Origin of the sequence: Marinobacter sp. (genome assembly GCF_052094685.1) — a bacterium.
Taxonomy (GTDB): Bacteria; Pseudomonadota; Gammaproteobacteria; order Pseudomonadales; family Oleiphilaceae; genus Marinobacter.
Genome location: NZ_JBQDKB010000034.1, coordinates 12,462 through 36,644 on the forward strand (window position 1 = coordinate 12,462; position 24,183 = coordinate 36,644).

A 24,183-nucleotide genomic window follows, 5' to 3' on the forward strand; every position below is an offset into this window, starting at 1 on the left:
GCGCTCGCACAGATGGAAGCGGCCATGTAACCACCTATGCAGCAACCAAAATGGGCATTGCGGCACTTTCTGAGGAATTGCGTGTCGAACTCAAGAAGGCCAAGTCTCCCATCAAGGTGACAACGCTGTATCCGGGGTATATCCGGACGGAAATCAACGAAAAGGTAAAAAATACGCCGTTCATTGTGGATGCAGATACCGGCTGCAAAGCAATGGTAAAAGCCATCGAGTCTGGCAAGAGCGAGTGTTTTGTACCCGGCTGGCCTTGGGCGCCTATTGGTTTTGTATTGCGGCGCTTGCCGGTTTCGGTACTCGCCAGGCTGTTCTGATCACTCTTCCGGATTCAGGGAGTCGATATGCAGTCCCACCATCCCCTGAGATCAGGCCGCCAGGTGTGGCTCAGAACTTGGGCCGTGGTTTTTCTGGTCGGCACATTGCTCGCCTTGGCTTCGTTGGGCCATCAGGTATTGGCTCAGCAAAAAAGCCCAGGAACTGCACTGATTCTAACGGTTGAGGGCGCTATTGGCCCTGCCACCATGGATTATGTTGTGCGCGGTATTCAGCGGGCAGAATCTGAAGGTGCAGAACTGGTGGTTCTCGAGATGGACACGCCAGGTGGGCTGATGGACTCCATGCGCGAGATCATTAAAACTATCCTCAGCTCCGATGTGCCGGTGGCCGTCTATGTTACCCCTCAAGGTGCGCGAGCAGCCAGTGCCGGCACCTATATCCTCTACGCCAGCCACATTGCGGCCATGGCGCCCGCTACCAACTTGGGTTCCGCAACGCCGGTCCAGATGGGCGGGCTGCCGGGCAGCCAGGAACCGCCCCCCGATACCAAATCTGAAAACGACAATGCCGGTGATGATCAGAAAACAGCGCCAGGCGAAAGCCCCAGCGAGCCCAGCAAGCGCCGGGGTGAAACGGCCATGGAGCGCAAGGTTCTGGAAGACGCAGTCAGTTATATACGCGGGCTGGCGGAACGTCATGGCAGAAATGCCGATTGGGCTGAAGAGGCCGTTCGTGAAGCGGTAAACCTGGGTTCCCGGGAGGCGTTGGATAAAAACGTGGTCGATGTTATGGCAGCAGACTTGCCAGACTTGATGCGCCAGATAGACGGGCGCACGGTAAGCCTGGCCTCCGGTGAGACCACTTTACAGACCGCCGGCCTTGAAACGATTCGCATGCTGCCCGATTGGCGCACCCGTCTGCTTTCTGTGATTACCCACCCCAATGTTGCCTATTTCCTGATGATTATCGGGTTCTACGGCATTATCTTTGAGCTGGCGAGCCCTGGTGCTGTGGTACCAGGAGTTGTAGGCGCGATCTGTCTTGTCCTCGCCATGTTCGCATTTCAGGTACTGTCCGTTAACTACGCCGGTTTGGCACTGATACTGCTGGGGCTGGGCTTTATTATTGGCGAATCTTTGGTTCCCAGTTTTGGCATTCTTGGTATTGGCGGCATAGTCGCGTTTATTACCGGCTCGATCATTTTGATGGACGGTAATCACCGTGCAATCTCATTACCAGCCATTGGCGGTACAGCGGCGGTAGCGGCGGGTTTTATTCTGTGGACGGTTACCCGGTTTATCGGGCTGCGTAAAAAGCGCCCAGTAAGCGGCGGCGAACAGATAACCCAGGAAAAAGCCGTTGCTCTGGATGACTTTCTAAAAGCGGATGGTGGCTACCGTGGGCATGTGCGCCTGAGTGGCGAGCGCTGGAACGCAGTTAGCTGTTACCCCATAAACCGGAGTGATTTAGTGCAGGTCACCGGAATCGATGGCCTGACCGTTAGCGTAAAGGAGGCTATATGATCGGTAATCTGATTTCCTGGCTGGCGCCCGCCGTGGTGTTATTGCTGATACTTGGGGCAGCCATCAAAATCCTACCCGAATACCAGCGTGGCGTGGTATTTTTTCTGGGGAGATTTCAAGGTGTTAAAGGCCCTGGGCTGCTTTTCATCATTCCCGGCATTCAACAAATTGTTCGGGTGGATCTTCGTGTTATCACCCTGGATGTACCCAGCCAAGACGTGATTTCCAGAGACAACGTAACCGTACGGGTAAACGCGGTGCTTTATTTCCGGGTGGTGGATCCCGAGCGCGCGATTATCCGCGTTGAGGACTTCAATTCTGCCACCAGTCAGTTATCCCAGACCACGCTGCGATCGGTACTGGGCAAGCATGATCTAGACGAAATGCTATCAGAGCGTGACAAACTGAATGCGGACATTCAGGAGATCATTGATACGCAGACTGAAGAGTGGGGAATCAAGGTTGCCAACGTTGAAATCAAGCACGTAGACCTTGATGAATCCATGATTCGGGCCATTGCCCGGCAAGCGGAAGCAGAGCGTGAGCGTCGGGCAAAAGTGATTCATGCAGAAGGCGAATTGCAGGCGTCGGAGAAGCTGGTGGAGGCGGCAAAGGTAATGTCTGCCGATTCGGGCGCTATGCAGTTGCGTTACCTGCAAACCCTCTCAGACATGAGCAATACCAATTCATCGACCATCGTTTTCCCATTGCCCATGGATATGGTCAAAATGTTTATGGAGAAAAGGCCGGCTAATACTCATACTTCGCCAGAGCAGCCAGAACCCTAGAGCCGGAGCATAAAAAAAGGCCGGGAATCCCGGCCTTTTTCGCAGTGCTTAAGCTTAAAGTACTTATTACTTCTTGCTGGCACGCTCGAGCATACGCTTGGCGCGCTCGTTTGCTTCGTCAGCAGACTTCTGTGCTGCTTTAGCTGCAGCCAATGCCCGGTCGGCAGTGTTCTGTGCTGAGCGCGCAGAGCTAGCAGCGCTGTTAGCAGTGTTCATTGCCTTGTCTGCAGTCTGGCCAGCGGAGCTAGCAGTTGCATTGGCTTCGTCGATAGCACCCTGATCGGTAGTTGCACAGCCTGCAGTCAGAGCAGTAGCCAGCGCGATTCCGGCGATCGTCAGTTTACGCATATTAAATCCCCTTATTGATCGAGTTATTTCCTGTTGATCCGAAAGTCAGTTCAGACGACTTCCTGTCAGCTTCGGCCTGATAGGCGTTGACTACCGGAGTCGTGAAACAGTGTAAAACACTCTGAGAGGAAATGTTAACTAAGTATACGTAAATTTTCTCAGGTCATGACAACAACTTAATACTGCTGTCATGGGCGGTGCGGTTAGGGAGTGATGCGTATTGGAGTGCCGTCGTTGACCAGTTGCCAGATTTCATCCATCTCCTGATTGTTCACCGCAATGCATCCGTTGGTCCAGTCCAGACCTGTATAGGCAAACGCCATGTCTTCTGCACCATTGGGTAAGCCGTGAATCATAATGCTGCCACCTGGGCTCAACCCCCAGTTTTCTGCCATCTCTCGATCTTCTATGCTTGGATAGGAAATGTGGATGGACTTGTAAAAATCACTGCCGGAGTTGCGCCAATCCAGCGTATAGTCGCCTTCTGGCGTGCGCTCGTCACCTTCATACAGTTTGTGCCCCGAGGGATTGTCGCCGAGGGATATACGGTAACTTCGAACAACTTCTTCGCCGTTCATCAAATAAAGTCGACGCTTCTCTTTCCTTACCAATACTTTGTCCACCACCAGAGACTCGCCCGGTGAGCTATTTATCACCGGCATGCGGGTATCTGCTTTGGCCAGCAGCTCTGAGCTGTATGCCGGAAAGCTTGCTGTAACAAATAGAGCCAGAAGGCACCGGGTTAATAAACTGGGCATAGCCATAACCTTAACTTACCAATGATTAATCTTTACGCAGAGCTGTCTTATAACATAACCGGTCGGCTAGATGTTAAAGGGTTTTGTTAACTTTTATAGTTATCCGGTGCGCACATCAGGTGTTTTGTGAGATTTCCATTTTTAAGCCAACCTTGGTGACTTGGTCTGCCTCCATGGCTCTCGCCACCAGAGTGACTGGCCCAAGAACCACGGTGTCGCCAATAACCGGGTGGCCCTTGGTGCGTTTGGCAAAGCATTCTGCCAGCGACAATTCAGGCGACAATTCGTGGAACTCGATATTATACATCTGTTCAACATCCCCAAGCAGCGCGTCTCCATTGAGTACAAAGTCGCCGAAGAAGGCTCGTTCCGCCAGGTGTTTTGGCGCCTGTCGGCCGCTGAGAGCTTTGCCCAATTCTTTTAGCACGCTGGGAGTGGCGAACATGGCAACCATGTCGCCGCTGGATACTTCCAGATCCGCATTTGGCTGCAAGCAAACACGATTGCGGAATACACCAGCAACCGCTGTGTTTTTCGGAAAGCGCAGTTGGCCCAAAAGACTTGGCGTTTCCCAATGTTTACCCCGCAAAGGGAATAGCATCAGCTCGTGATCACCTGCTGCAGGGGCATCCAGCGGTAGGCGCCGGTACGGCTCGCCGTTTGCTGGAATTTCCAAGCGTAGCTTGCGGGCAAGAGGGGTGATAGTGGTGCCCTGAACCAGCAGGGATACCAGCACAATAAAGAAAGCTGCATGGAAGACCAGCTGCGCTTCCGGCAGGCCTGCAATAATCGGGAACAATGCCAATACAATGGGCACGGCGCCGCGGAGCCCAACCCAGCTAATAAAGCCTAGTTCGCGACGATTGAAGCCAAAAGGCCAGACAGTGAGCATGACGGTTAATGGTCGAATTACAAAAATCAGAGCCAGCGCGAGTATCAGGCCACTTCCCGCCAAGGGCAGCAGGTCTGAGGGATTAACCAACAAGCCGAGTATCAGGAACAGGCAAAGCTGAGCCAGCCACGCCAAGCCATCGTGCACCTGCAGGATCATCGGCATCATCCGAACCTGACGGTTGCCGATAACAACCCCGCACAGATAAATGGCCAAAAAACCACTGCCCCCCAGGGCGTTTGTCGCAGAAAACACTGAAATACCTGCAGCGACGACCAGTAAAGGATAAAGCGATGGGTTGAGGCGAATGCGGTTGGCCAGTTCTGCGATCAAGAAGCCGCCGACAATACCGCCAACGCCGCCAATGCTGAATTGTTTGACCAGTAGAATCAGCGAATCCTGAATGGCGTGTTCGCCATTGCTAGCAATCAGGGTGACCATCATCAGCGTTAGGAATATCGCCATCGGGTCGTTGCTGCCAGATTCAATTTCCAGAGTGGCGCTAACACGCTCGTTCAGATGCAGGCCACGACCCTGCAACAGTGAAAACACGGCTGCTGCGTCGGTTGATGAGATAATGGAGCCGATAAGCAGGGCTGTCATCCAGTGCAGGTCGAAAACCAGCCAGGCAACAAACGCTGCGCCCAAGGCCGTCATGGCAACGCCAACGGTTGCCAGCATCATTGCCGGTTTAAGACCTACGCGGAAGGTTTCGGCTCGGGTACGCATGCCGCCATCAAGCAGAATAACGCCCAAGGCCAGATTGGCGACTAAAAATGACAGTTGGAAATCATCAAACTCAATGCCGCCTGGGCCGTCTTTGCCCATCATCATGCCCACCGCCAAAAATATCAGCAGCACCGGCATACCGACCCGACTGGAAATCGGGCTCAGAACGATGCTGATGACAAGCATCAGGGCACCTACCAGGGTGAGCATTGGATCCATCACAACTCCATAAGAGAGGGCTTGCCGGGAATCGGCTGAAACGTTGCCTACAAGTTTGCCCATCGCGAGCTCAGTAGACAAGCGCGTGTGCCCTTAGCGCTCCATATAGGTACCAAGCTTCATAATACTTTTAGCTAGTTGATGTTTTGTATCCTAACCAATCAAATCACTGGCGAGGGTTTGAGTGTTTATCTGCCAGTTTAATATGATCTAGTGTGCATATATGTGCCGGCAATGAACAGTAACCTCGTGAATGCCAATAACAAAACGACAAAAACAAAAGGGTTTGTTTATGGATGGAATAGCCGACGACCGCACCTTCAGCGGCGATGCCGGGAGCCTGAAACCGGGCTTTTTTGACCGGGAAAATACCGTTGCCGGCCCGAACTTTAACCGGTGGCTGGTGCCTACTGCCGCTCTGGCGATTCACCTATGTATCGGCATGGCCTATGGTTTTTCGGTATTTTGGTTGCCTATGTCGACACTTGTGGCCGGTGCAGACCCGGTGGCCTGTGCAGATATCAGTTTTCTCCAAGCACTAACGACGACTTCCTGTAACTGGGCTGTCAGCCATGTTACTTACACCTTCGGTATATTTATCGGCATGCTTGGGATATCCGCCGCGCTTTGGGGCGCTTGGCTAGAGCATGCTGGCCCACGTAAAGCTGGCGCCATAGCCGCTCTGTGCTGGGGTGGCGGTATGATTTTAGGCGGCGTGGGTGTCATGACTCACCAGCTTTGGTTGCTGTATGTGGGTTGTGGTGTTTTGGGTGGCATCGGCCAGGGGCTTGGTTATATCACGCCGGTTTCGACACTCATCAAGTGGTTTCCAGATCGTCGTGGCATGGCAACCGGTTTTGCCATTATGGGTTACGGCGGTGGCGCCATGGTGGGCGCTCCGTTGGCGGTTTGGCTGATGGGGCATTTCTCAGCAGACGGCGGCACAGGTGTTGCCAGCACCCTGATGACCATGGGTGTTATCTATTTCTTCGTAATGATGGCGGGCGCACTGGGCTTTCGGGTACCGCCTAACGGCTGGAAGCCAGAAGGCTGGGAGCCACCCAAGGGCCAGCAAGCCAACGCTATGATTACCCACGGCCATGTTCACCTTAAGCGCGCCTGGAAAACCAAACAGTTCTGGTTGATCTGGAGTGTTCTGTTCCTGAACGTAACCGCGGGCATCGCCGTTATCTCCATGGCCAGCCCGATGTTGCAGGATGTGTTTGGTGGTGCGCTTGTAGGCATTAAAGACTCAGCCGTTGCGCTCACCGCAGCACAGAAAACAGCCATTGCGGCCGCTGCTGCCGGGCTGGTGGGGCTAATCAGCCTGTTCAACAGCGTTGGCCGTCTGTTCTGGGCGTCGCTGTCTGACAAACTGGGCCGCAAGAGTACCTACCTGACCTTCTTTGTGCTGGGCATTGGTCTGTACTGCTTGCTGCCCACCTGGGGCCACATGGGCATGGCGGGCATGTTTGTAATCTCCATCTGCATCATTTTGAGTATGTACGGTGGTGGGTTCGCAACGGTGCCAGCCTATTTGGCCGATATCTTCGGTACGCAAATGGTGGGCGCCATTCATGGTAGGTTGCTAACAGCCTGGACGGCCGCCGGCCTTGTTGGCCCTGTGGTGATCGCGCTGATCCGTGAAGTGCAGCTGGATGCGGGCATTGAGCCGGCTTTGGTGTACGACCGCACCCTGTACATCATGGCTGGCCTGTTGGTGTTGGGCCTGATTTGTAACGCACTGGTTCGCCCGGTGGATTCTTCCCTACACATGACCGATGAAGAGTTGGCCCACGAGCGAATGCTACAGCGGGACAACGGCGTCTCCGCAAAAGCGAAAACTGCCGCACGCGGCGCGTTTGGAATCACCGGTGTGCTGGCTTGGCTGGCCGTAGGTGTGCCTTTCCTGATCGGGCTTTATATCGCCATTGCGAAGGCCGCAGCTTTGTTCTGATGTGCGTTCAGGCATCCTCGGCCGTCAGCGCCTCAAACGTGGTGACTTCACCGGGGTTGTCTGGTGCATAGCCCGGCACATGGTTGATGCGATCAATCAGTGCTGGGGATTTCAGCAACGTGGTTAGGTGATCCAGTGTTTCCTGAGGTAGGCGATCTTCGCGGAAAATCAGCATGTAGTGCTCGCTGGCCATTTCAATAAAACTCAAATTGAATTGCTCGGCAGCCGCTTGCACGCCAAAACCGACTTCCGCCATGCCAGAGGCCACAAAGGCGGCAATGGCGGTGTGGGTGAATTCCTGCTGAGACGTACGGTTAATACTGTCTTCTGAAATGCCTTGCTGCTTGAGTAAAAGATTGAGAAGGATACGAGTACCCGAATGACGGTCGCGGCTTATAAAGCTGAGCCCCGAGGTACTTAAATCTTGCAGGGTGCGAACCCCCTCGTGTTCGCCTTTGCGCATCATCAGGCCTTCACGCCGGGTGACAAAACGAATCAGGCGGTGGTGGTTGCTGTCCAGATGCCGTTGGTAATAACGAATGATCTGCTGGGCCAGCGCCGGGCAGGTAGGCAGGTGAAAACTGGCCGCATCGCATTCGCCGCGATTGAGTGCTGAAAGTGCTTCTTCCGGGTTCCGGTATTGCAGGTTTACATTGATCTGCTGCGACAACTCAGGCAGCAGCGCTACCGAATAGCCATGGCTGGCGTGCAGGCGCAGCGTGGGTTTTGCACCGGCCAACAGCTGTTGAATCTGGTCGTTCAGTTCGGCAGTCATGCTGTCGATTTGCGGCCCCAGCCGAGCCTTTACCCGATGCTCGGCCCATAGCAGTTTTTCGCCCAGGGCAGACAGCCGGCTGCCGTGGCCTTTGCGCATAACCACCAGTGGCAGGCCCAGCGTATCGCCGCCACGGTTGAGAAGATTCCAGGCGTGCCGGTAAGAAATACCGGCAGCGGCGGCAGCAACCGTGAGCTTGCCGGTATCACGAATGCTTTCTAGCAAACGAAACAGCACCGGCTCGAAGAATTCGTTGGTGTCGGTGCGAAAAACCCAGGCGGGGGATATGTTCAGTTTTTTGTTATGCATGTGTATTCATATTCCGTGGTGGTGTCTGGAGTGCTAATTTGGCGCTATAACTAGTTTGGGTACTGTATCAGAATAAAAACAGGTAGGAACAATTATGCATATGTCAGAGAGAGCCCACCCTAATGCAGCGGTGACGACTGCGGCCGGTGGCAACGACTGGAGTCCGGAGGCAATCCGTCAGGAAGTCTCAGCCCTACAGCACGAACCCGGTGCGCTGCTACCCATTCTGCATGCCATACAAAACCGTATCGGCTACGTGCCAGAGGGCGCGGTACCCATCATTGCGGAAATGCTGCAGCAAACCCGTGCCGATGTGCATGGGGTGATCAGTTTTTATCATCACTTCCGCACCCGCCCCGCGGGCAGCAACGTGCTGGAGGTGTGCCGTGCCGAAGCCTGCCAGGCCCGAGGTGGCCGCGCGCTAGAGCGCCATGTGCAGGAAAAGCTGGGCGTGGATTACCACCAAACCACCGCCGATAACGAGTTCACTCTGGAGCCGGTTTATTGCTTGGGAAATTGCGCCTGCGGCCCGTCCATTCGTGTGAACAATGAAATTATTGGCCGGGTTACCCCGCAAACATTCGATCAGCTGACGGACACCCTGACAACGTCCGTTCTCCAGCTAAAATAAAGGCAGGAGCAAACCCCATGACAACAACAATTTATGTGCCCTGCGATACCACCGCCCTGTCTTTGGGGGCCGACCGCGTGGCGCAACAGTTGCAGAATCTTGCCGGGCAGCAAGATCTGGATATTCATCTGGTGCGCAACGGTTCTCGCGGTTTGTTCTGGCTGGAACCATTGGTAGAGGTACAAACGCCTTACGGTCGTGTGGCTTATGGCCCGGTGGAGCCTCATCAGGTGGAAGAACTGGTCGCCGCCGGATTGTTTGAAGGCAACTCCGATCACCTTTTGTATCTGGGCGATATCGAACAGCACGCCTATTTGCAGAGACAGCAGCGCCTTACGTTTGCTCGCATCGGCATCACCGACCCAGTCTGTATTGAAGATTACATCGCCCACGGTGGTTTTGTTGGTCTGAAGAAAGCTGCAGCGCTGACACCCCAAGGGATTGTGGATGAAGTAAAAGACTCCGGTCTGCGTGGCCGTGGTGGCGCGGCTTTCCCGGCAGGCATCAAATGGCAAACCGTGTTGGATGAGCCTTATGATCAACAAAAATACGTGGTGTGCAACGCCGACGAAGGCGACTCGGGCACCTTTGCTGATCGCCTGGTAATGGAATGCGACCCCTATATGCTGATTGAGGGCATGACCATTGCCGGTCTGGCCGTGGGCGCTACTGTGGGTTTCATCTATGTGCGTTCGGAATACCTTTTATCCCAAAAAATGCTCAATCAAGCCATCCGCACCGCAGAAGCCCACGGCTATCTGGGCGATAACGTTTGTGGCAATCGCCGTGCCTTCCGCCTGGAAGTGCGATTGGGAGCTGGCGCCTACATTTGCGGTGAGGAAACCTCCCTACTGGAAAGCCTGGAAGGCAAGCGCGGGCTGGTACGTTCCAAGCCGCCACTGCCCGCCATCAAGGGCCTATTCGGCCAACCAACCGTGGTGAACAACGTACTGTCGCTGTCTGCGGTGCCTTATATCATGGCCCACGGCGGCAAAGCCTATGCGGATTACGGCATGGGCCGCTCGCTAGGCACTTTGCCCATTCAGCTGGCAGGCAACATCAAACAGGGCGGTCTCATTGAAGTGGCCTTTGGCGTGACCCTGCGCAAAGTGCTGGAAGACTTTGGCGATGGCAGCTTTACCGGGCGGCCGATGAAAGCGGTTCAGGTGGGCGGCCCTTTGATGGCTTATATGCCGGAAGAGCAGTGGGACACTCCGATGGATTACGAAGCCTTTGCCAAGCTTGGCGCCGGCATCGGCCATGGTGGTGTGGTGGTGTTTGATGACACGGTGGATATGGGCGAACAAGCCCGCTTTGCCATGGAGTTCTGCGCTGTTGAATCCTGCGGCAAATGCACCCCTTGTCGCATCGGTTCCGTGCGCGGTGTAGAAGTGATTGATCGCATCCGCGCTAATGAAAACCGCGACGATAATCTGGAACTACTGGCAGAACTCTGCGACACCATGGTCGACGGCTCACTCTGCGCCATGGGCGGCATGACGCCCTTCCCGGTACAGAGTGTGATGAAGTATTTCCCTGAAGATCTGATGGCCAGCCCGCGCCCAGTGGAGGCATAACATGTTGCATTATTATGATCCGAGCATCCAAAACTACGAGCCGAGCAAAAATGGCCTGAACCCGGATTTTGACTATGGCACTCCCGCGAGCCTTTCAGAAGAGCTAGTGTCTATTTCTGTAGACGGTCGTGAGATCACCGTACCGGAAGGCACTTCCGTGCTCCGGGCTTCTGCGCTGGCGGGCATCAACATTCCCAAGCTCTGCGCCTCGGATAACCTCGAAGCCTTTGGCTCCTGCCGCCTGTGCGCCGTTGAGATTGAAGGCCGCCGTGGCTACCCGGCTTCTTGCACCACACCGGTGGCAGAGGGTATGCAAGTCACCACCCAAACCGGCAAGCTGGCCAAGCTGCGCCGTAATATTATGGAGTTGTACATCTCCGACCACCCGCTGGATTGTTTAACCTGCCCGGCTAACGGCAACTGCGAACTGCAGGATGTGGCCGGGGCCGTGGGCCTGCGGGAAGTGCGCTACGGCTTTGACGGTGAGAACCATTTGGATGCGGAGATAGACGATTCCAACCCGTATTTCAGCTTCGACCCCAGCAAGTGCATTGTGTGTTCCCGCTGCGTGCGCGCCTGCGACGAAGTACAGGGCACCTTTGCCCTGACCATCGAAGGCCGGGGGTTTGCGTCCAAAGTGGCTGCCAGCCAGGACGACCCGTTCATGGATTCCGAGTGCGTGTCCTGCGGCGCCTGTGTGCAGGCCTGCCCCACCACCTCGTTGATGGAAAAGAGCGTGATCGATGCCGGCCAGCCCGAGCATAGTGTAATCACCACCTGCGCCTACTGCGGTGTTGGCTGCTCGTTCAAAGCTGAAATGAAAGGCGATCAACTGATACGCATGGTGCCTTACAAGGGCGGCGACGCAAACCACGGCCACTCCTGCGTGAAAGGCCGCTTTGCTTTCGGTTATGCCACCCACGACGACCGTATTAAAGAACCGATGATTCGCGATTCCATCAACGACCCATGGAAAGTGGTGTCTTGGGACGAAGCGCTGGAATTTTCAGCCAAAAAGCTCAAAGGTATTCAAGCTGAGTACGGCCGTGAAAGCATTGGCGGTATTACCTCCTCCCGTTGCACCAACGAAGAAACTTATCTGGTGCAGAAGCTGGTACGTGCAGCCTTCGGCAACAACAATACCGACACCTGCGCCCGTGTATGCCATTCCCCCACCGGTTATGGCCTGAAAACCACGCTGGGCGAATCTGCCGGTACGCAAACCTTTGATTCCGTGATGAAAGCCGACACCATCATGGTGATTGGCGCCAACCCTACCGACGCGCACCCGGTGTTTGGATCGCTCATGCGCAAGCGTTTGCGCGAGGGTGCCAAGCTGATCGTGATCGATCCGCGCCGTATCGACGTACTCAATACGCCCCACGGCGGCGAAGGCATTCACCTACCCCTGCGCCCCGGCACCAACGTGGCCATTGTGAACGCGCTGGCCCACGTGATTATCACTGAAGGGCTGGAAGATCAGGACTTCATCAATAACCGCTGCGACACAGACGCCTACAACACCTGGCGCACGTTTATTGCTGAGGAACGCAACTCCCCAGAAACCATGGAGGAAGTGACCGGTGTGCCAGCGTCTAAAGTGCGTGAAGCCGCCCGGGTATATGCAGAAGCAGGCAACGGTGCCATCTACTACGGCCTGGGCGTAACCGAACACAGCCAAGGCTCCACCATGGTGATGGGCATTGCCAACCTGGCATTGGCCACCGGTAACATCGGCAAAGAAGGCGGAGGCGTTAACCCACTGCGGGGCCAGAATAACGTGCAGGGTTCCTGTGATATGGGGTCTTTCCCCCACGAACTGCCTGGTTATCAGCATGTGAACGACCCAGCGGTGCGTGAGCGCTTTCAAGCCGTTTGGGGTGTGCCCATCGACCACGAGCCGGGCCTGCGCATTCCCAACATGTTTGATGCCGCCATTGCCGGTACATTCAAGGCGCTGTACGTGCAGGGTGAAGACATTGCCCAATCTGATCCCAACACCCATCATGTGGAAGCGGCGCTGAAATCACTGGATTGCCTGATCGTGCAGGACATTTTCCTGAACGAAACCGCCAAGTACGCCCACGTATTGCTGCCGGGTTCCACCTTTTTGGAGAAGAACGGCACCTTCACCAACGCCGAGCGCCGCATCAACCGCGTGCGCAAAGTGATGGAACCGGTTGCCGGCATGGAGGATTGGGAAGTGACCATGGCGCTGTCCAACGCCTTGGGCTACCCAATGCATTACAACCACCCATCAGAAATCATGGATGAAATTGCCCTGCTGACGCCCACATTCACCGGCGTAAATTACGACAAGCTTGAACGGCTGGGCAGCATTCAGTGGCCTTGTAACGACGAAAATCCAGACGGCACACCCACCATGCACCAGGTGGATTTTCCTATCGGCAAAGGCCGCTTTGCAGTAACCGAATATCTGGCCACCGAAGAGCGCGCCAGCCGGCGTTTCCCGCTGCTGCTAACCACCGGGCGCATATTGTCCCAGTACAACGTAGGCGCGCAGACTCGCCGCACCAGCAACAGCGACTGGCACGAGGAAGATCTACTAGAACTGCACCCCAGTGATGCCGAAATGCGAGGTGTGAAAGACGGCGATTGGCTCGGCATCAGCAGCCGAGTGGGCCATACCGCACTGCGGGCGAAGCTAAGTACCCGCATGTTGCCGGGGGTTGTTTACACCACCTTCCACCATCCGGGTAGCGGCGCTAACGTAATTACCACCGACAACTCCGATTGGGCCACCAACTGCCCGGAGTACAAGGTGACCGCCGTGCAGGTTGAAGTGGTCACTCAGCCGTCGGAGTGGCAGCGCAACTTTGTAGCTTTCGACAAGCGCCAGCAGGCGTTGTTGAAGCCTGCGATGGATAAGCAGGGGGGCCGCCATGAACATGCACTCAAGTAACCAGCGGACGGCTGCCGTGGCTGACTCACCTGCTAACACGTCACCCTCTCCGATGAGTGAAGTTTGGGTGAACGTGTGCGGTGGCATTGAAGGCGGCGCCAGGTCACACGACTTGGTGGCAGAAGAAATCCCCGTAGCCATGGTTTACAACGGCGTGTCCCATGCGGCGATGATGGCCTCGCCCTGTGATCTGGAGGACTTTGCTCTGGGCTTCAGCATGAGCGAGGGCATTTTGCAGCGGCCAGACCAGTTGTTCAGCGTCGAAATAAAACCGGGTGAAGACGGCATAGAGCTGGACATGCACATTGCCGGCGATTGCTTTGCCCGTTTGCGCGAGCAACGCCGCAATATGGCGGGTCGAACCGGCTGCGGGCTCTGTGGCACCGAATCTCTGGCCCACGTTGTGCGTGCCATTACGCCGGTTGCGCCGAATGTGCTGCCTGCAGACGAAGCCGTTCAGGCCGCCCTTAAAAACCTGAAAAAACATCAACCCCTGCAACTGCAAACCGGCGCCACCCATGGGGCCGCCTGGTGTAACGCCAAAGGCGATATTGTCCAGGCTCGGGAGGACGTAGGCCGCCACAACGCACTGGATAAACTAATCGGCGCCCGCCTGCGTGAATTTGGCATTCAAGCCTTTAGCGATGGTTTCGTGCTGATATCCAGCCGTGCCAGTTTTGAGATGGTGCAAAAAAGCGCCAGTGTTGGGGTGGGCACCCTGGTAGCCGTATCTGCGCCCACTGCGCTTGCCATACGCGAGGCCCGAAAAAGTGGCATGAACCTTGTTGGCTTCGCTCGCCCGGGCCGCCATGTTATCTACGCCCGGAGCGGCGACAGTGCTCAGGAGAGACCATTGTGAGTGACCCGCAATTAAACAACCTGATCAAAATGATCGACCAGATCATCGCCAACAACCTGCACCAAGGTAGTGAAGATAGGGTAACCGACGTGGCGGCGGATCATTTGCACAAATTCTGGGCTCGCAGCATGAAGCAACAGATTATTGCCTGCGCTCACGAAAGCCCGGCCGACCTGTCGGCATTAGCCCAGTTGACGATTGCCAAACTGGAGGCTGTACCCGAGTAAATACCGCAATGATGCATCTGCTTTGCCTGCCAGGACGTATACTGGGCCATGGATAAAATCATTCCATGGCTCATAATGCCGCTTTTACGCTTTCTCTGAAATAAACAACATTTGGTAGAACATGTCTGGTATTCGTTGGCAGGAAAGGGGCTATGTTAAGTCAGCCCTGGTCTTGGGGTTGCTTTGCGCGTTGGTTTTTACCGTCATTGTGTATGGCGTTCTGCGTTATCAGGCCGGCCTGCAGACCGCCGCCATAAAAATCGACGAATCCACCAAAGCTAAGCTGACCTCCGGGCTACTGACCCAGATTTTTGATTACGCCGCAAATGACTTGCGAGCGATCTCGAAACTACCCACAACTCAGCGGTTTAACCGTGACCGTACCGACGTTCATAAGGACCTGTTAAAGCAGGTCTTCCAAGTGCAGCTAGAGCAAAAATCAGTTTACAACCAGATCCGTTTTCTCGACAGCCAAGGTGCTGAGCTGGTTCGGCTGGATTATGCGTTTGGGCGCAGCCTGGCCACGCCCGAACGCCACTTGCAATCTAAAGGCGCCCGTTATTATTTCACCAACACCTGGGCTATGCCTGAAGGTGATGTGTATGTCTCGCCTTTAGATCTGAACATCGAAAACGGAAAGATCGATGTCCCTTACCTTCCTATGGTTCGGTTTGGCGTGCCGGTGTTTGATGAAAGTGGCTATAAACAAGGTGCCGTTATTTTGAATATGAAGGGGCAGTCACTGCTGGAGACCTTCCGCCTGAGCATGACCGACACCTACCCGGCGTTTTTGCTCAACAGTGACGGAGATATTCTTTCCGGCCCGGATGAAAATGAAGAGTGGGGCTTCATGTTTGGTTTGCCTTCTGCGTTCAAGCGCGAGTATTCACAGGCTTGGCAGCAAATCGCGCAAAGCGATAGTGGGTTTGCTGAAACGCCCGCAGGTCTTTTTATATACGAAACGGTGAGACCTCTGCAGCGAATTGATTCGTCGCCAAATGGCCGGAATTACGTTTGGAAAGCGGTTTCGTTTGTGCCACGCAGCTCACTGCCAACGTCTACCATTTTTGTGCACCCTTGGGTTGTTGGCTTTTACGTCTTCGGAGTTCTGATAACGTTAGTGGTCGCGTTCTATTATCAGTTTTCTAGCTACAAGCGTCGTCAGTTAAGGCGCGAAAATGAGCAGCAGTCCAAACGTTTTTGGAAAATCTCCAGCGTGCTGGGGGACGGCCTGATCGTGATGGATAAAGATGGAACCGTTACCTACATCAATCCAGAAGCGGAGCGGATACTTGGTTGGCCTTCCGATGAGTTGGTTGCGACACAAGGGCACCAAATATTCCATGTTCATGAGGGAGATGAGTCCAGTTGTTCTATCCTCAACGTGATGAACACGCGGCAACTTTATCGCAGCAAGGACGAAGAGTTTCGCCGAAAAGACGACTCGACCCTCCCGGTAATCCTGAATGCCGCGCCGTTAACCAGTGACACTGGCGATGAAGGCGTGGTGATCTCTTTCCAGGACTTTTCCGAGACTAAGCGTTATCAGGACAAAATCCACTCACTGGCCTACCAGGATACTCTTACCGGCCTTCCCAACCGGCGGGTACTAGAAGACCATTTGCAACAAGCCATTGGGTTTTCAGGCCGTCATGAGCGCCACCTGGGGCTGATGTTCCTCGATCTTGATCACTTTAAAGAGGTTAACGACACCTATGGCCATGATGCAGGCGACGTACTGCTAAAAGAAGTCGCCGTAAGATTGAAGAACTGTGTTCGTAAAACCGACACGGTTATACGCATGGGTGGTGATGAATTCATCATATTACTTGCGGAAGTATCTGAACCAAACAATGTCTCGAGCGTGGCGGAAAAAATCATTCAGGCTGTTGGCAAGCCAGTCACTCTGCCTGAGGGGGAAGCTCGTGTGGGTGTGAGTATTGGCATTGTTGTCGCAACCGGTGATGGGGTAACCGGCGAGCGCCTGATGCAGGAGGCCGATGCAGCCATGTATGAGGCGAAAAAGGCGGGTAAAAACAGATACGTTGTCCAGGAGCATCATATGCCTTCCGAAAATGGTCGTGGCGAACGCCATTGATATATTTGAATCAACGTTCACTTTTGTAAGAAAGATGGACACGTAGATAATTTGCATATTTACGATCCTGTACCAAATTAAAGGTATAGCGCTTGCAGGTACAGGGTGGTCGTTTTGAAAAAAAATTTGCCGGTTACGGACACTGAGTACACGTTTTCTGAAACACAAAAACTCATATCATCGACAGACCTAAAAGGTAAAATACGCCACTGCAACCAAGCATTTGCAGACGTTAGTGGGTTTACTCAGGAAGAGCTTTTTGGCAAACCCCACAATGTTGTGCGCCACCCGGATATGCCTCCGGCTGCGTATGAGAACCTATGGTCCCACCTTAAAGCCGGCACCCCTTGGATGGGAATGGTTAAAAATCGCCGTAAAAATGGGGATTTTTATTGGGTAAGCGCCTATATAACGCCAGTCACTGAAAACGGAGCGATCGTTGGCTATGAATCGGTTCGCTCCTGCCCATCCCGAGAAGACATTCGCCGCGCTGAAAAACAGTACGCAAGAATCCATGACGGCAAACCTGCTACGTCACTCATGGGGAAGCTCTCGCCAGAATCTGTGTTTTTGGCCGCAGTTGTGGTTGCTGCCACTCTCACGTTTTACGCCGGTCTGGCCTTAATATCACAAGCCACCCTGGTACTTGGCGGATTCGTTTATATCTCCTGGGTTCACCGTTCCCGGCGCCGTTTAATTGCCTCGGTGACTAAACTGCTTGGAAGCAGCTTTACGGACGACCTCGCGGCACAGAGCTATACCGACGATGATTTGGAATCAGGGCGTATGAAAGTAGCCATACTGGCGCAAAAAGCCCACCTGGATGCGGTGCTTACGCGGTTGGAAGACACCGCCGGACAAGTAAAAACAGGGGCCGTGCAGGGCCTGGAAGTAACCTACGAATCCCACGAAGCGCTACGGAAACAGCAGGCGGAAATCAGCAATGTAGCTGCAGCCGTTCACCAGGTATCCCAGACAGTAACCGACGTGTCTTCTAATGTTCAGAATACCGCCCACAAAGCCGAGGAATCGCGCAGCCTTGCAGACCAGGGCACGGCTGTTATCGGCACAACCCGTGAAGTTATCGAAGGCCTGCAAACAACCGTACACAGCATCAGTGAATCGGTTGGCGAACTGGCTACCGAAACCCAAAGGATTGCCAGCGTAGCCAAGATCATTGAAGAAATCGCGGAGCAAACTAACCTTTTGGCGTTGAATGCGGCCATCGAAGCGGCCCGGGCAGGCGACCACGGGCGCGGATTTGCCGTTGTTGCCGATGAGGTACGGGGCCTTGCCAAACGAACGCAAGACTCAACCCAGGAAATTCACGGAATTATTGCAGCGCTGCTCTCCAGAACATCCAGCTCCGTGCGTGCAACCGATGATGGGAAAAAGGCGGCCGACAGTGGGCTTACACACATGCTTGAAGCCGAAACCACCCTTGGGCAGATAACTGAATCGGTAGGTATTATTGCGGAAATGTCTATCCAAATGGCCGCTGCCGTAGAAGAGCAGGCCCAGGTGTTTGATCAGATTACCGAGCAGGTAGATGACATCTCCAACCTAGGCTCCGATAGCTTGCTCAAAGGAGAGCAGGCAATCAAACAGGTTCAGCAATTGGAGAGCATTGCCGGGGAACTGCATGAGTTGGTCGTGAGGTTTAAATAGGCAGGTAGAACAGAAACTGGCAGCTTTATCGTCATTTGCAGACAGAACTACTTACTGGGTAAAAAACACTCACGATGCCAGCGTATAAACTACGGCGATGTAAAAAGCTTACGGGGCAGCCCAGCGTTGGTTCCAGTGCGCGCTAGAAAGGTCTCTCGGATGTGGCTTACCACAAGAAAAGCGCGTATCGGAAATGCTGGTAACACAGCACTACCTCACGAACTAGATTTTGGCCCTTGCGGCGTTGAATCACCGCAGGGGCTCTCTCATCTCGATAGGCGTGCAGATCGGGAGTTTCTTCGTTGCTGGCTGCAGTTGTTGTGTTCAGGCCATCAATGCAACTTCATCCTAGGCTGCATCGCCCGACTAATCTTATCCATAAACCAGATCACCCCAGTGCGTAAAAAGCCGTGCAAAGCCACTTGGTGCATGCGGTATAGCGACACGTAGAACAGCCGGGCCACTTTGCCCTCAATGTACATGCTGCGGCCAGACAGGTTGCCCATCAGGTTGCCTACGGTGGTGTAGTGACTGAAGTTGATCAGCGAGCCATAGTCGTTGTAAACGAAGGGTACGGCGTCTTTGCCCTCCAGCCGGTTGCACAGGGTTTTAAACAGCGTGTCGGCTTGCTGGTGCGCGGCTTGGGCGCGGGGCGCTACGGGGCGGTCTGAATCCGGTTGTGGGCAGGCGGCACAATCGCCGAAGGCGAAGATGTTGGCATCCCGGGTGGTTTCCATTGTTTGGTGCACAATCAGCTGATTGCCGCGGTTAGACTCCAAACCATCCAAATCAGCAAGGAAGCCGGGTGCCTTAATGCCTGCAGCCCAAATGGTCATTTCTGAGGGCAGTTCTGTACCGTCTTTTAACACCACAACGCCGGGGCGAATCTCGCTTACGGGCTGGCCGTTAAGGACTTCCACATGCTGGTGGCCAAGTTCTTTGGTGGCGGCTGCCGAGAGCCGATTTGGCAGTGCCGGTAAAATCCGGTCGGCGGCTTCGATCACGGTGATGGATACATCGGAGGACTTCAGATGGTTCATGCCGTATACCGGCAATTCCCGCGACGCCAGTCGCAGCTCAGCAGCCAACTCAACGCCTGTGGCACCGGCACCTATAATGCTGATGTTCAGTGCATGTTCACGGCCTTGTCGGGCTTCGTGGTTTTTGCGCAAGAAGGCGTTAAGCATCAGGTTATGAAAGCGACGGGCTTGTTTCAGGCTGTCCAGGAACAGGCAGTTTTCCTGCGCGCCTGGGGTGCCGAAATCGTTGGCGGTGCTGCCTACGGCGATAACCAGAGTGTCGTAGTGAAGGTTACGCTCGGGCACCACCTCTTGGCCATCTTCATCGAGAAAGGGCGATATCACCAGGGTTTTGGTTTCTCGGTTAACGTTGCTCATGCGCCCGAGCTGAAATTCGTAGTGATGCTGGCGGGCGTGGGCGCGATAGTTTACTTCGTTGGAATTGGCGTCCAAAGAGCCTGAGGCAACTTCGTGCAGAAGGGGTTTCCATACATGGGTTAGCCCAGCATCAACAAGGGTAATGCGTGCTTTGCCCTTTTTACCGAGCTTTTTGCCCAGGCTGGTAACAAGTTCGAGACCGCCGGCACCGCCGCCAACGACTACAATGTGATGAAGATTATCCATAGCAATCAAACCTATAAGTAAAGAAAGCCAAGTGCTCTTTTAGGAAAAACGCTTGGCTGTCGTCACTGGGGCCCGCTTACGCGGTAGGATACTGATGCTGGAGGAATAATACTAACGCGCTCCGGGCAGCCGGCACAATTGGTCCGAAGTCGCTAAGACATTCGATACACAGCAAGAGACAAGTACGTATGAAAGTAGCAGTTTACTGTGGTTCTCGCTCAGGCAATGAGCCGTTATACGCTGAAAAGGCGAGAGAACTGGGTGAGTTCTTCGGCAAAAACGGTATAGATTTAGTCTTTGGCGGTGGGCATGTTGGCCTGATGGGCATCACTGCCGATGCGGTGCTGGCCAATGGCGGTAGGGTTTACGGTGTTATTCCACAGCACTTGGTTAATCGGGAGCTGGCACACCCCGGGCTTACCGAGCTTTTTATTGTTAAAGATATGCATGAGCGCAAGGCGAAGATGGCCGAGTTGGCCGATGGTTTTGTGGCGTTGCCCGGCGGCATCGGCACGCTGGAAGAGATTTTTGAAGTCTGGACCTGGGCGCAGCTAGGTATGCACCAAAAGCCGTGTGCCTTTTATAACGTGAACGGCTTTTACGATCCGCTGCTAGAAATGGTGAAAACCATGGTGGCTACCGGGTTTGTTAATCAGCAATACCTCGACATGATCGTGCTGGCACAAACCCCTACAGATCTGGTGGATGGCTTTCGGGCCTATGCGCCGCCTCAGGAAAAGTGGGCCTGATCTTGCTCATCAATCGGCCCCAGGTGCAGTTGATCCTGGGGCCGGACAAAACCCACTTGTCAGTGTGCTTCGGCGGGCTACTCTCTGGCCCTCGCAGGCTGTTGAGGGAAAAGTTGTAACGCCGTTCGTCCCGGGCCCTTAGGTGCACGGCTCTCCGAACTGCGTCGGCAGCGATATCCACGCGCTGCACTAGGGCCCTTCTGCATATCCTTGGGAAATATTTTTACCAGCGGTCGAGCTGCAGACCATGCTGTTTAAGGTATTCGCCCTCACGCTCCATATAAGACTCCAGGGCACCCTCGTACCTGACATCATCGTCGAAAGGTACTGCTTTATAGCGCCCCACTTCGATAGCCGTTTCACCCCAATTCATAATCCACATGACAACCGTACCACCGGGGGCGAGCCCCAGAACCAAGTTATATCGGGGTAAGTTATGTAGCTTCCCCCACTTGTGTACAGGTGCGGGCTGTTCCATGCGCTCACGCAAAGCTTCAGGGTCAGGGATGTGGATAAGCCGGGTATAAGATTGCTGTTCGGCAAAAGAAAACCACGTAACGTGGATGTAGTCGGGCATGGGGTTCAGTTCGCCCCCCCCCGTTCCCGGACTTTTCCAGCAACAGCCGGTGATGCCAACCGGCCACCACCAGGCTCGCTCACCTGTCGCTTCAAACTGTAGTGGCTTGACCCACGCGTCGTAATGACGTGGAACAGCCACTCGAGCATTGTACGTTACAGGTCGATCCCATTTGGGAGTGCCCGCGAGGGAGCAACCGCCTGATAGAACACTCGTGCAGAACACGATAGAGAGTATTACGAGCTTTCTGATCATTTGAGACCCCTGTTCGGATGCACACCCCGCACGTTGCCGGGTGCCGGCTTGAATGGGAAAAGTGGCCCGGCAATCTTGTAATGGGCTGAGTGGTGAATATAGCGTTGGCGAAGCAGGGCTTCTTCTGCAGCAGACAGTTGCAGTGGCCGACCTTCTTTGATGTGATGAGTGATCTGAGTGGCGATGGGTTGGAGTTCATCGGGCAACGAGAATTCGGTATCTGTTGGCTTCACAGCATTTAGTGGCATCCCCGCATCTTTTGCTAACCGGTAAATCTACGGGGCGAGACTACCTGAATGCGTTCGTGGAAATTATTGGGGTAGCCGCCACCTCTGTCGGAATGGGCACCAGGCAATAGCCATCCGTCAAAATGATCCGGCAGACTGCCATCCGGCCCTCGCAGGCTGTTGAGGGAGAAGTTGTAACGCCATTCGTCCCGGGCCGTCAGGTGCACGGCCCGCCGAACCGAGTCGGCGGCGATACCAACGCGCAGAACCAAAGTCCTTCTGCGTATTGTTGGGAAACCAGCTTTACCAACGATTAAGCTGAAGACCGTGTCGGTTCAGATACTCTCCGTGCTCTTTCAGGTAGTCTTCAACCCATATTGAGTAATCGTTTTTCTCATCCTCAAAAGGTACTGCTTTATAGCGCCCCACTTCGATTGCGGTCTCGCCTTTGTTCATAATCCATAGGATGATGGTGCCTCCCGGAGCAAGACCTAAGACCAGGTTGTAGCGAGGGAGATTGTAAAGCTTGCCGATCTTGTGAACCGGAGCAGGTTGCTCCATACGCTCACGCAACGCCTCCGGGTCGGGAATGTGGATAAGCCTGGCGTAAGACTGCTGTTCGGCAAATGAGAACCAACTTATATAGATATAGTCGGGCATGGGCTCCAATTGTGGACCTCCACTCAACCCCGGACTTTTCCAGCAACAGGTGGTAATACCCCCCGGCCACCACCAGGCCCGCTCACCGGATGCCTCCAGTTCCAGAGATTTGATCCAGACATTGTAGTGCCGGGGTACGGTAGTCTTGAGTCGGTACATCACCGGCTGATCCCACTCATCTGTTCCTGCGGTGGAGCAGCCAATTAACAGGAAGTTCGTGCAGAGCACTGCCATAAGCATGATGAATTTTCTGATCATTTGAGACCCCTGTTCGGATGCACGCCTCGCACCATATCGGGTGCAGGCTTGAATGGAAAAAGTGGCCCGGCAATCTGGTAATGGGCTGAGTGGTGAATGTAGCGTTGGCGAAGCAGGGCTTCCTCTGCAGCAGTCAGTTGCAGTGGCCGACCTTCGTTGATGTGAAGGGTGATGCGGGTGGCGATGGATTGGAGTTCGTCAGGCAGGGCATACTTTTTCAAGGCGGGGTTCAAATTTTTAAACGGTACTCCCACATCTGCGGCCAGTCGGTACATCTGCCGCAAGGCTATTCGTGAGTATTCGGACTTTACCCGTCGGTCCAACCAGAGACGAAATTGCAGTTCCACTTCCCCCTCTTTCAACCGCCGCCTATAGGCTTCTTCAATGGTTAGCGTGCCATCCGGGTTGTGCAGCCCCAACCAACCTTCGCTGGTTATCCGCTTGCGCTCCAACAGGATTCTTGTGTATTCAAAACTGTCTCTGGGGCGGCGGCCGCTAAATCTACGAGGCAAGGCTACCTGAATGCGTTCTTGGAAGTTATCAGGGTAGCCGCCACCAATATCGGAATGGGCACCGGGCAGCACCCACTCGTCAAAATGAGCCGGCAGGCTACCATCCGGCCCTCGCAGGCTGTTGAGGGAGAAGTTGTGACGCCACTCGTCCCGGGCGGTCAGGTGCACCGCCCGCTGAACCGAGTCGGCAGCGATATCCACGCGCACCTCACCGTTGTTAGCATTGTGAGCTGAAAAATCGGCACCCAGTATATCGACAACGGCTGCCACGGTATCAAACATGCCCAGAAAACGAACGGTAACGGTTTTCGGCCAGGCTATGCCCAACTTCTGAAACGCCTGTCCCAGTGCACCATCAGCACCATCTCGTACTTCGTTCACAAAATGCCGGGCAGTGGCAGCTCCCCGGCTGAAGCCGAAGACATCCAGAATCAGCTCATTCATTTGGGCTGTTAGCATATCGGAAAGATCAGACGACAGCTGTTCCACTGCTAACTCAATTTTGGCAAGAACGCCCCGCTCGCCCATACCTGTTCCCATGGCCCAAGCATCATCCTCTTTACCGGACTTGGTGCCAACGCCAGAGACATATACGGGAAATCGATGATTTTCGATAGTTAGCGTGCTGGTGGAAAAGGGCAAATAAAGATCATGAAGCTTAGCCACATTAGTCTCAGCATTAAGATAGCTCCCCTCCATCAGTTGCGAAATCTCAGCACTGCAGGCTTCC

The 24,183-nt window shown here is 54.4% G+C and carries 22 protein-coding genes; 12 read left to right on the forward strand and 10 right to left on the reverse strand.

Annotated elements, in window-relative coordinates:
- Window positions 1-50: 50 nt before the first annotated feature.
- From ACTH3S_RS08805 to ACTH3S_RS08815, 3 genes are read left to right on the forward strand one after another with little or no spacing between them, the layout of a single operon-like run.
- On the forward strand, window positions 51-329 hold the full coding sequence (locus ACTH3S_RS08805; protein ID WP_441808641.1) for a hypothetical protein: 279 nt from the start codon (window positions 51-53) through the stop codon (window positions 327-329).
- A 27-nt stretch (window positions 330-356) separates the two neighbouring features.
- Window positions 357-1,814, forward strand: a complete 1,458-nt coding sequence (locus ACTH3S_RS08810; protein ID WP_441808642.1) for an NfeD family protein — start codon at window positions 357-359, stop codon at window positions 1,812-1,814.
- The gene (locus tag ACTH3S_RS08815) at window positions 1,811-2,602 is read left to right on the forward strand and encodes a slipin family protein (RefSeq protein WP_441808643.1); all 792 of its coding nucleotides are present in this window, start codon (window positions 1,811-1,813) and stop codon (window positions 2,600-2,602) included. The genes ACTH3S_RS08810 and ACTH3S_RS08815 overlap by 4 nt, the downstream gene beginning before the upstream one ends.
- Before the next feature lie 66 nt (window positions 2,603-2,668).
- Here ACTH3S_RS08815 and ACTH3S_RS08820 read toward each other — a convergent pair whose 3' ends face one another.
- The 3 genes from ACTH3S_RS08820 to ACTH3S_RS08830 form a co-directional block, all read right to left on the reverse strand.
- The gene (locus tag ACTH3S_RS08820) at window positions 2,669-2,950 is read right to left on the reverse strand and encodes an Lpp/OprI family alanine-zipper lipoprotein (protein WP_441808644.1); all 282 of its coding nucleotides are present in this window, start codon (window positions 2,948-2,950) and stop codon (window positions 2,669-2,671) included.
- Window positions 2,951-3,153: 203 nt separating this feature from the next.
- On the reverse strand, window positions 3,154-3,708 hold the full coding sequence (locus tag ACTH3S_RS08825) for a L,D-transpeptidase family protein (RefSeq protein ID WP_441808645.1): 555 nt from the start codon (window positions 3,706-3,708) through the stop codon (window positions 3,154-3,156).
- Between the two features lie 115 nt (window positions 3,709-3,823).
- Complete coding sequence (locus tag ACTH3S_RS08830) at window positions 3,824-5,548, reverse strand: potassium/proton antiporter (RefSeq protein WP_441808662.1); 1,725 nt, start codon at window positions 5,546-5,548, stop codon at window positions 3,824-3,826.
- A 292-nt stretch (window positions 5,549-5,840) separates the two neighbouring features.
- On the opposite strand from ACTH3S_RS08830, the gene ACTH3S_RS08835 reads away from it, so the two are divergent.
- A complete protein-coding gene (locus ACTH3S_RS08835; RefSeq protein ID WP_441808646.1) occupies window positions 5,841-7,505 on the forward strand; it encodes an OFA family MFS transporter in 1,665 nt (554 codons plus the stop codon).
- Window positions 7,506-7,512: 7 nt separating this feature from the next.
- Here ACTH3S_RS08835 and ACTH3S_RS08840 read toward each other — a convergent pair whose 3' ends face one another.
- A complete protein-coding gene (locus tag ACTH3S_RS08840) occupies window positions 7,513-8,589 on the reverse strand; it encodes a substrate-binding domain-containing protein (protein WP_441808647.1) in 1,077 nt (358 codons plus the stop codon).
- 94 nt (window positions 8,590-8,683) lie between these two features.
- Between ACTH3S_RS08840 and ACTH3S_RS08845 the strand changes: the two genes are divergently transcribed.
- The 7 genes from ACTH3S_RS08845 (at window position 8,684) to ACTH3S_RS08875 (ending at window position 18,572) form a co-directional block, all read left to right on the forward strand.
- Window positions 8,684-9,220: a formate dehydrogenase subunit gamma gene (locus tag ACTH3S_RS08845; protein ID WP_441808648.1), complete on the forward strand. Its 537-nt coding sequence runs from the start codon at window positions 8,684-8,686 to the stop codon at window positions 9,218-9,220.
- Between the two features lie 17 nt (window positions 9,221-9,237).
- Window positions 9,238-10,797, forward strand: a complete 1,560-nt coding sequence (locus tag ACTH3S_RS08850) for a formate dehydrogenase beta subunit (RefSeq protein ID WP_441808649.1) — start codon at window positions 9,238-9,240, stop codon at window positions 10,795-10,797.
- A 1-nt stretch (window position 10,798) separates the two neighbouring features.
- On the forward strand, window positions 10,799-13,720 hold the full coding sequence (gene fdhF / locus ACTH3S_RS08855; protein ID WP_441808650.1) for a formate dehydrogenase subunit alpha: 2,922 nt from the start codon (window positions 10,799-10,801) through the stop codon (window positions 13,718-13,720).
- 16 nt (window positions 13,721-13,736) lie between these two features.
- Window positions 13,737-14,579 carry a formate dehydrogenase accessory sulfurtransferase FdhD gene (fdhD, locus tag ACTH3S_RS08860; protein ID WP_441808651.1) on the forward strand — a complete coding sequence of 281 codons (843 nt, stop codon included), beginning with the start codon at window positions 13,737-13,739 and terminating at the stop codon, window positions 14,577-14,579.
- A complete protein-coding gene (locus ACTH3S_RS08865) occupies window positions 14,576-14,806 on the forward strand; it encodes a formate dehydrogenase subunit delta (protein WP_441808652.1) in 231 nt (76 codons plus the stop codon). The genes fdhD and ACTH3S_RS08865 overlap by 4 nt, the downstream gene beginning before the upstream one ends.
- A 121-nt stretch (window positions 14,807-14,927) precedes the next feature.
- Window positions 14,928-16,904, forward strand: coding sequence for a diguanylate cyclase domain-containing protein (locus ACTH3S_RS08870; protein WP_441808653.1), 1,977 nt, complete (start codon window positions 14,928-14,930; stop codon window positions 16,902-16,904).
- Between the two features lie 105 nt (window positions 16,905-17,009).
- On the forward strand, window positions 17,010-18,572 hold the full coding sequence (locus tag ACTH3S_RS08875) for a methyl-accepting chemotaxis protein (protein ID WP_441808654.1): 1,563 nt from the start codon (window positions 17,010-17,012) through the stop codon (window positions 18,570-18,572).
- 332 nt (window positions 18,573-18,904) lie between these two features.
- Here the strand turns inward: ACTH3S_RS08875 and ACTH3S_RS08880 are convergent, their stop codons facing one another.
- Window positions 18,905-20,215 carry an NAD(P)/FAD-dependent oxidoreductase gene (locus ACTH3S_RS08880; RefSeq protein ID WP_441808655.1) on the reverse strand — a complete coding sequence of 437 codons (1,311 nt, stop codon included), beginning with the start codon at window positions 20,213-20,215 and terminating at the stop codon, window positions 18,905-18,907.
- 188 nt (window positions 20,216-20,403) lie between these two features.
- Between ACTH3S_RS08880 and ACTH3S_RS08885 the strand changes: the two genes are divergently transcribed.
- Entirely contained in the window at window positions 20,404-20,964 is a 561-nt protein-coding gene (locus ACTH3S_RS08885) for a TIGR00730 family Rossman fold protein (RefSeq protein WP_441808656.1), read from the forward strand.
- A 223-nt stretch (window positions 20,965-21,187) separates the two neighbouring features.
- Here ACTH3S_RS08885 and ACTH3S_RS08890 read toward each other — a convergent pair whose 3' ends face one another.
- The 5 genes from ACTH3S_RS08890 to ACTH3S_RS08910 all read right to left on the reverse strand — a co-directional run.
- Window positions 21,188-21,796 (reverse strand): DUF2931 family protein, encoded by a 609-nt coding sequence (locus tag ACTH3S_RS08890; protein ID WP_441808657.1) that lies wholly within the window; start codon window positions 21,794-21,796, stop codon window positions 21,188-21,190.
- The gene (locus ACTH3S_RS08895) at window positions 21,793-22,044 is read right to left on the reverse strand and encodes a hypothetical protein (RefSeq protein WP_441808658.1); all 252 of its coding nucleotides are present in this window, start codon (window positions 22,042-22,044) and stop codon (window positions 21,793-21,795) included. Before ACTH3S_RS08895 ends, ACTH3S_RS08890 begins: the two co-directional genes overlap by 4 nt.
- 14 nt (window positions 22,045-22,058) lie before the next feature.
- Window positions 22,059-22,295, reverse strand: a complete 237-nt coding sequence (locus tag ACTH3S_RS08900; protein WP_441808659.1) for a hypothetical protein — start codon at window positions 22,293-22,295, stop codon at window positions 22,059-22,061.
- 31 nt (window positions 22,296-22,326) lie between these two features.
- Window positions 22,327-22,941, reverse strand: a complete 615-nt coding sequence (locus ACTH3S_RS08905; RefSeq protein ID WP_441808660.1) for a DUF2931 family protein — start codon at window positions 22,939-22,941, stop codon at window positions 22,327-22,329.
- Window positions 22,938-24,183, reverse strand: a 1,246-nt coding sequence (locus ACTH3S_RS08910) for a phospholipase effector Tle1 domain-containing protein (protein ID WP_441808661.1), incomplete at its 5' end; no start/stop codon positions are given. The genes ACTH3S_RS08910 and ACTH3S_RS08905, both read right to left, overlap by 4 nt.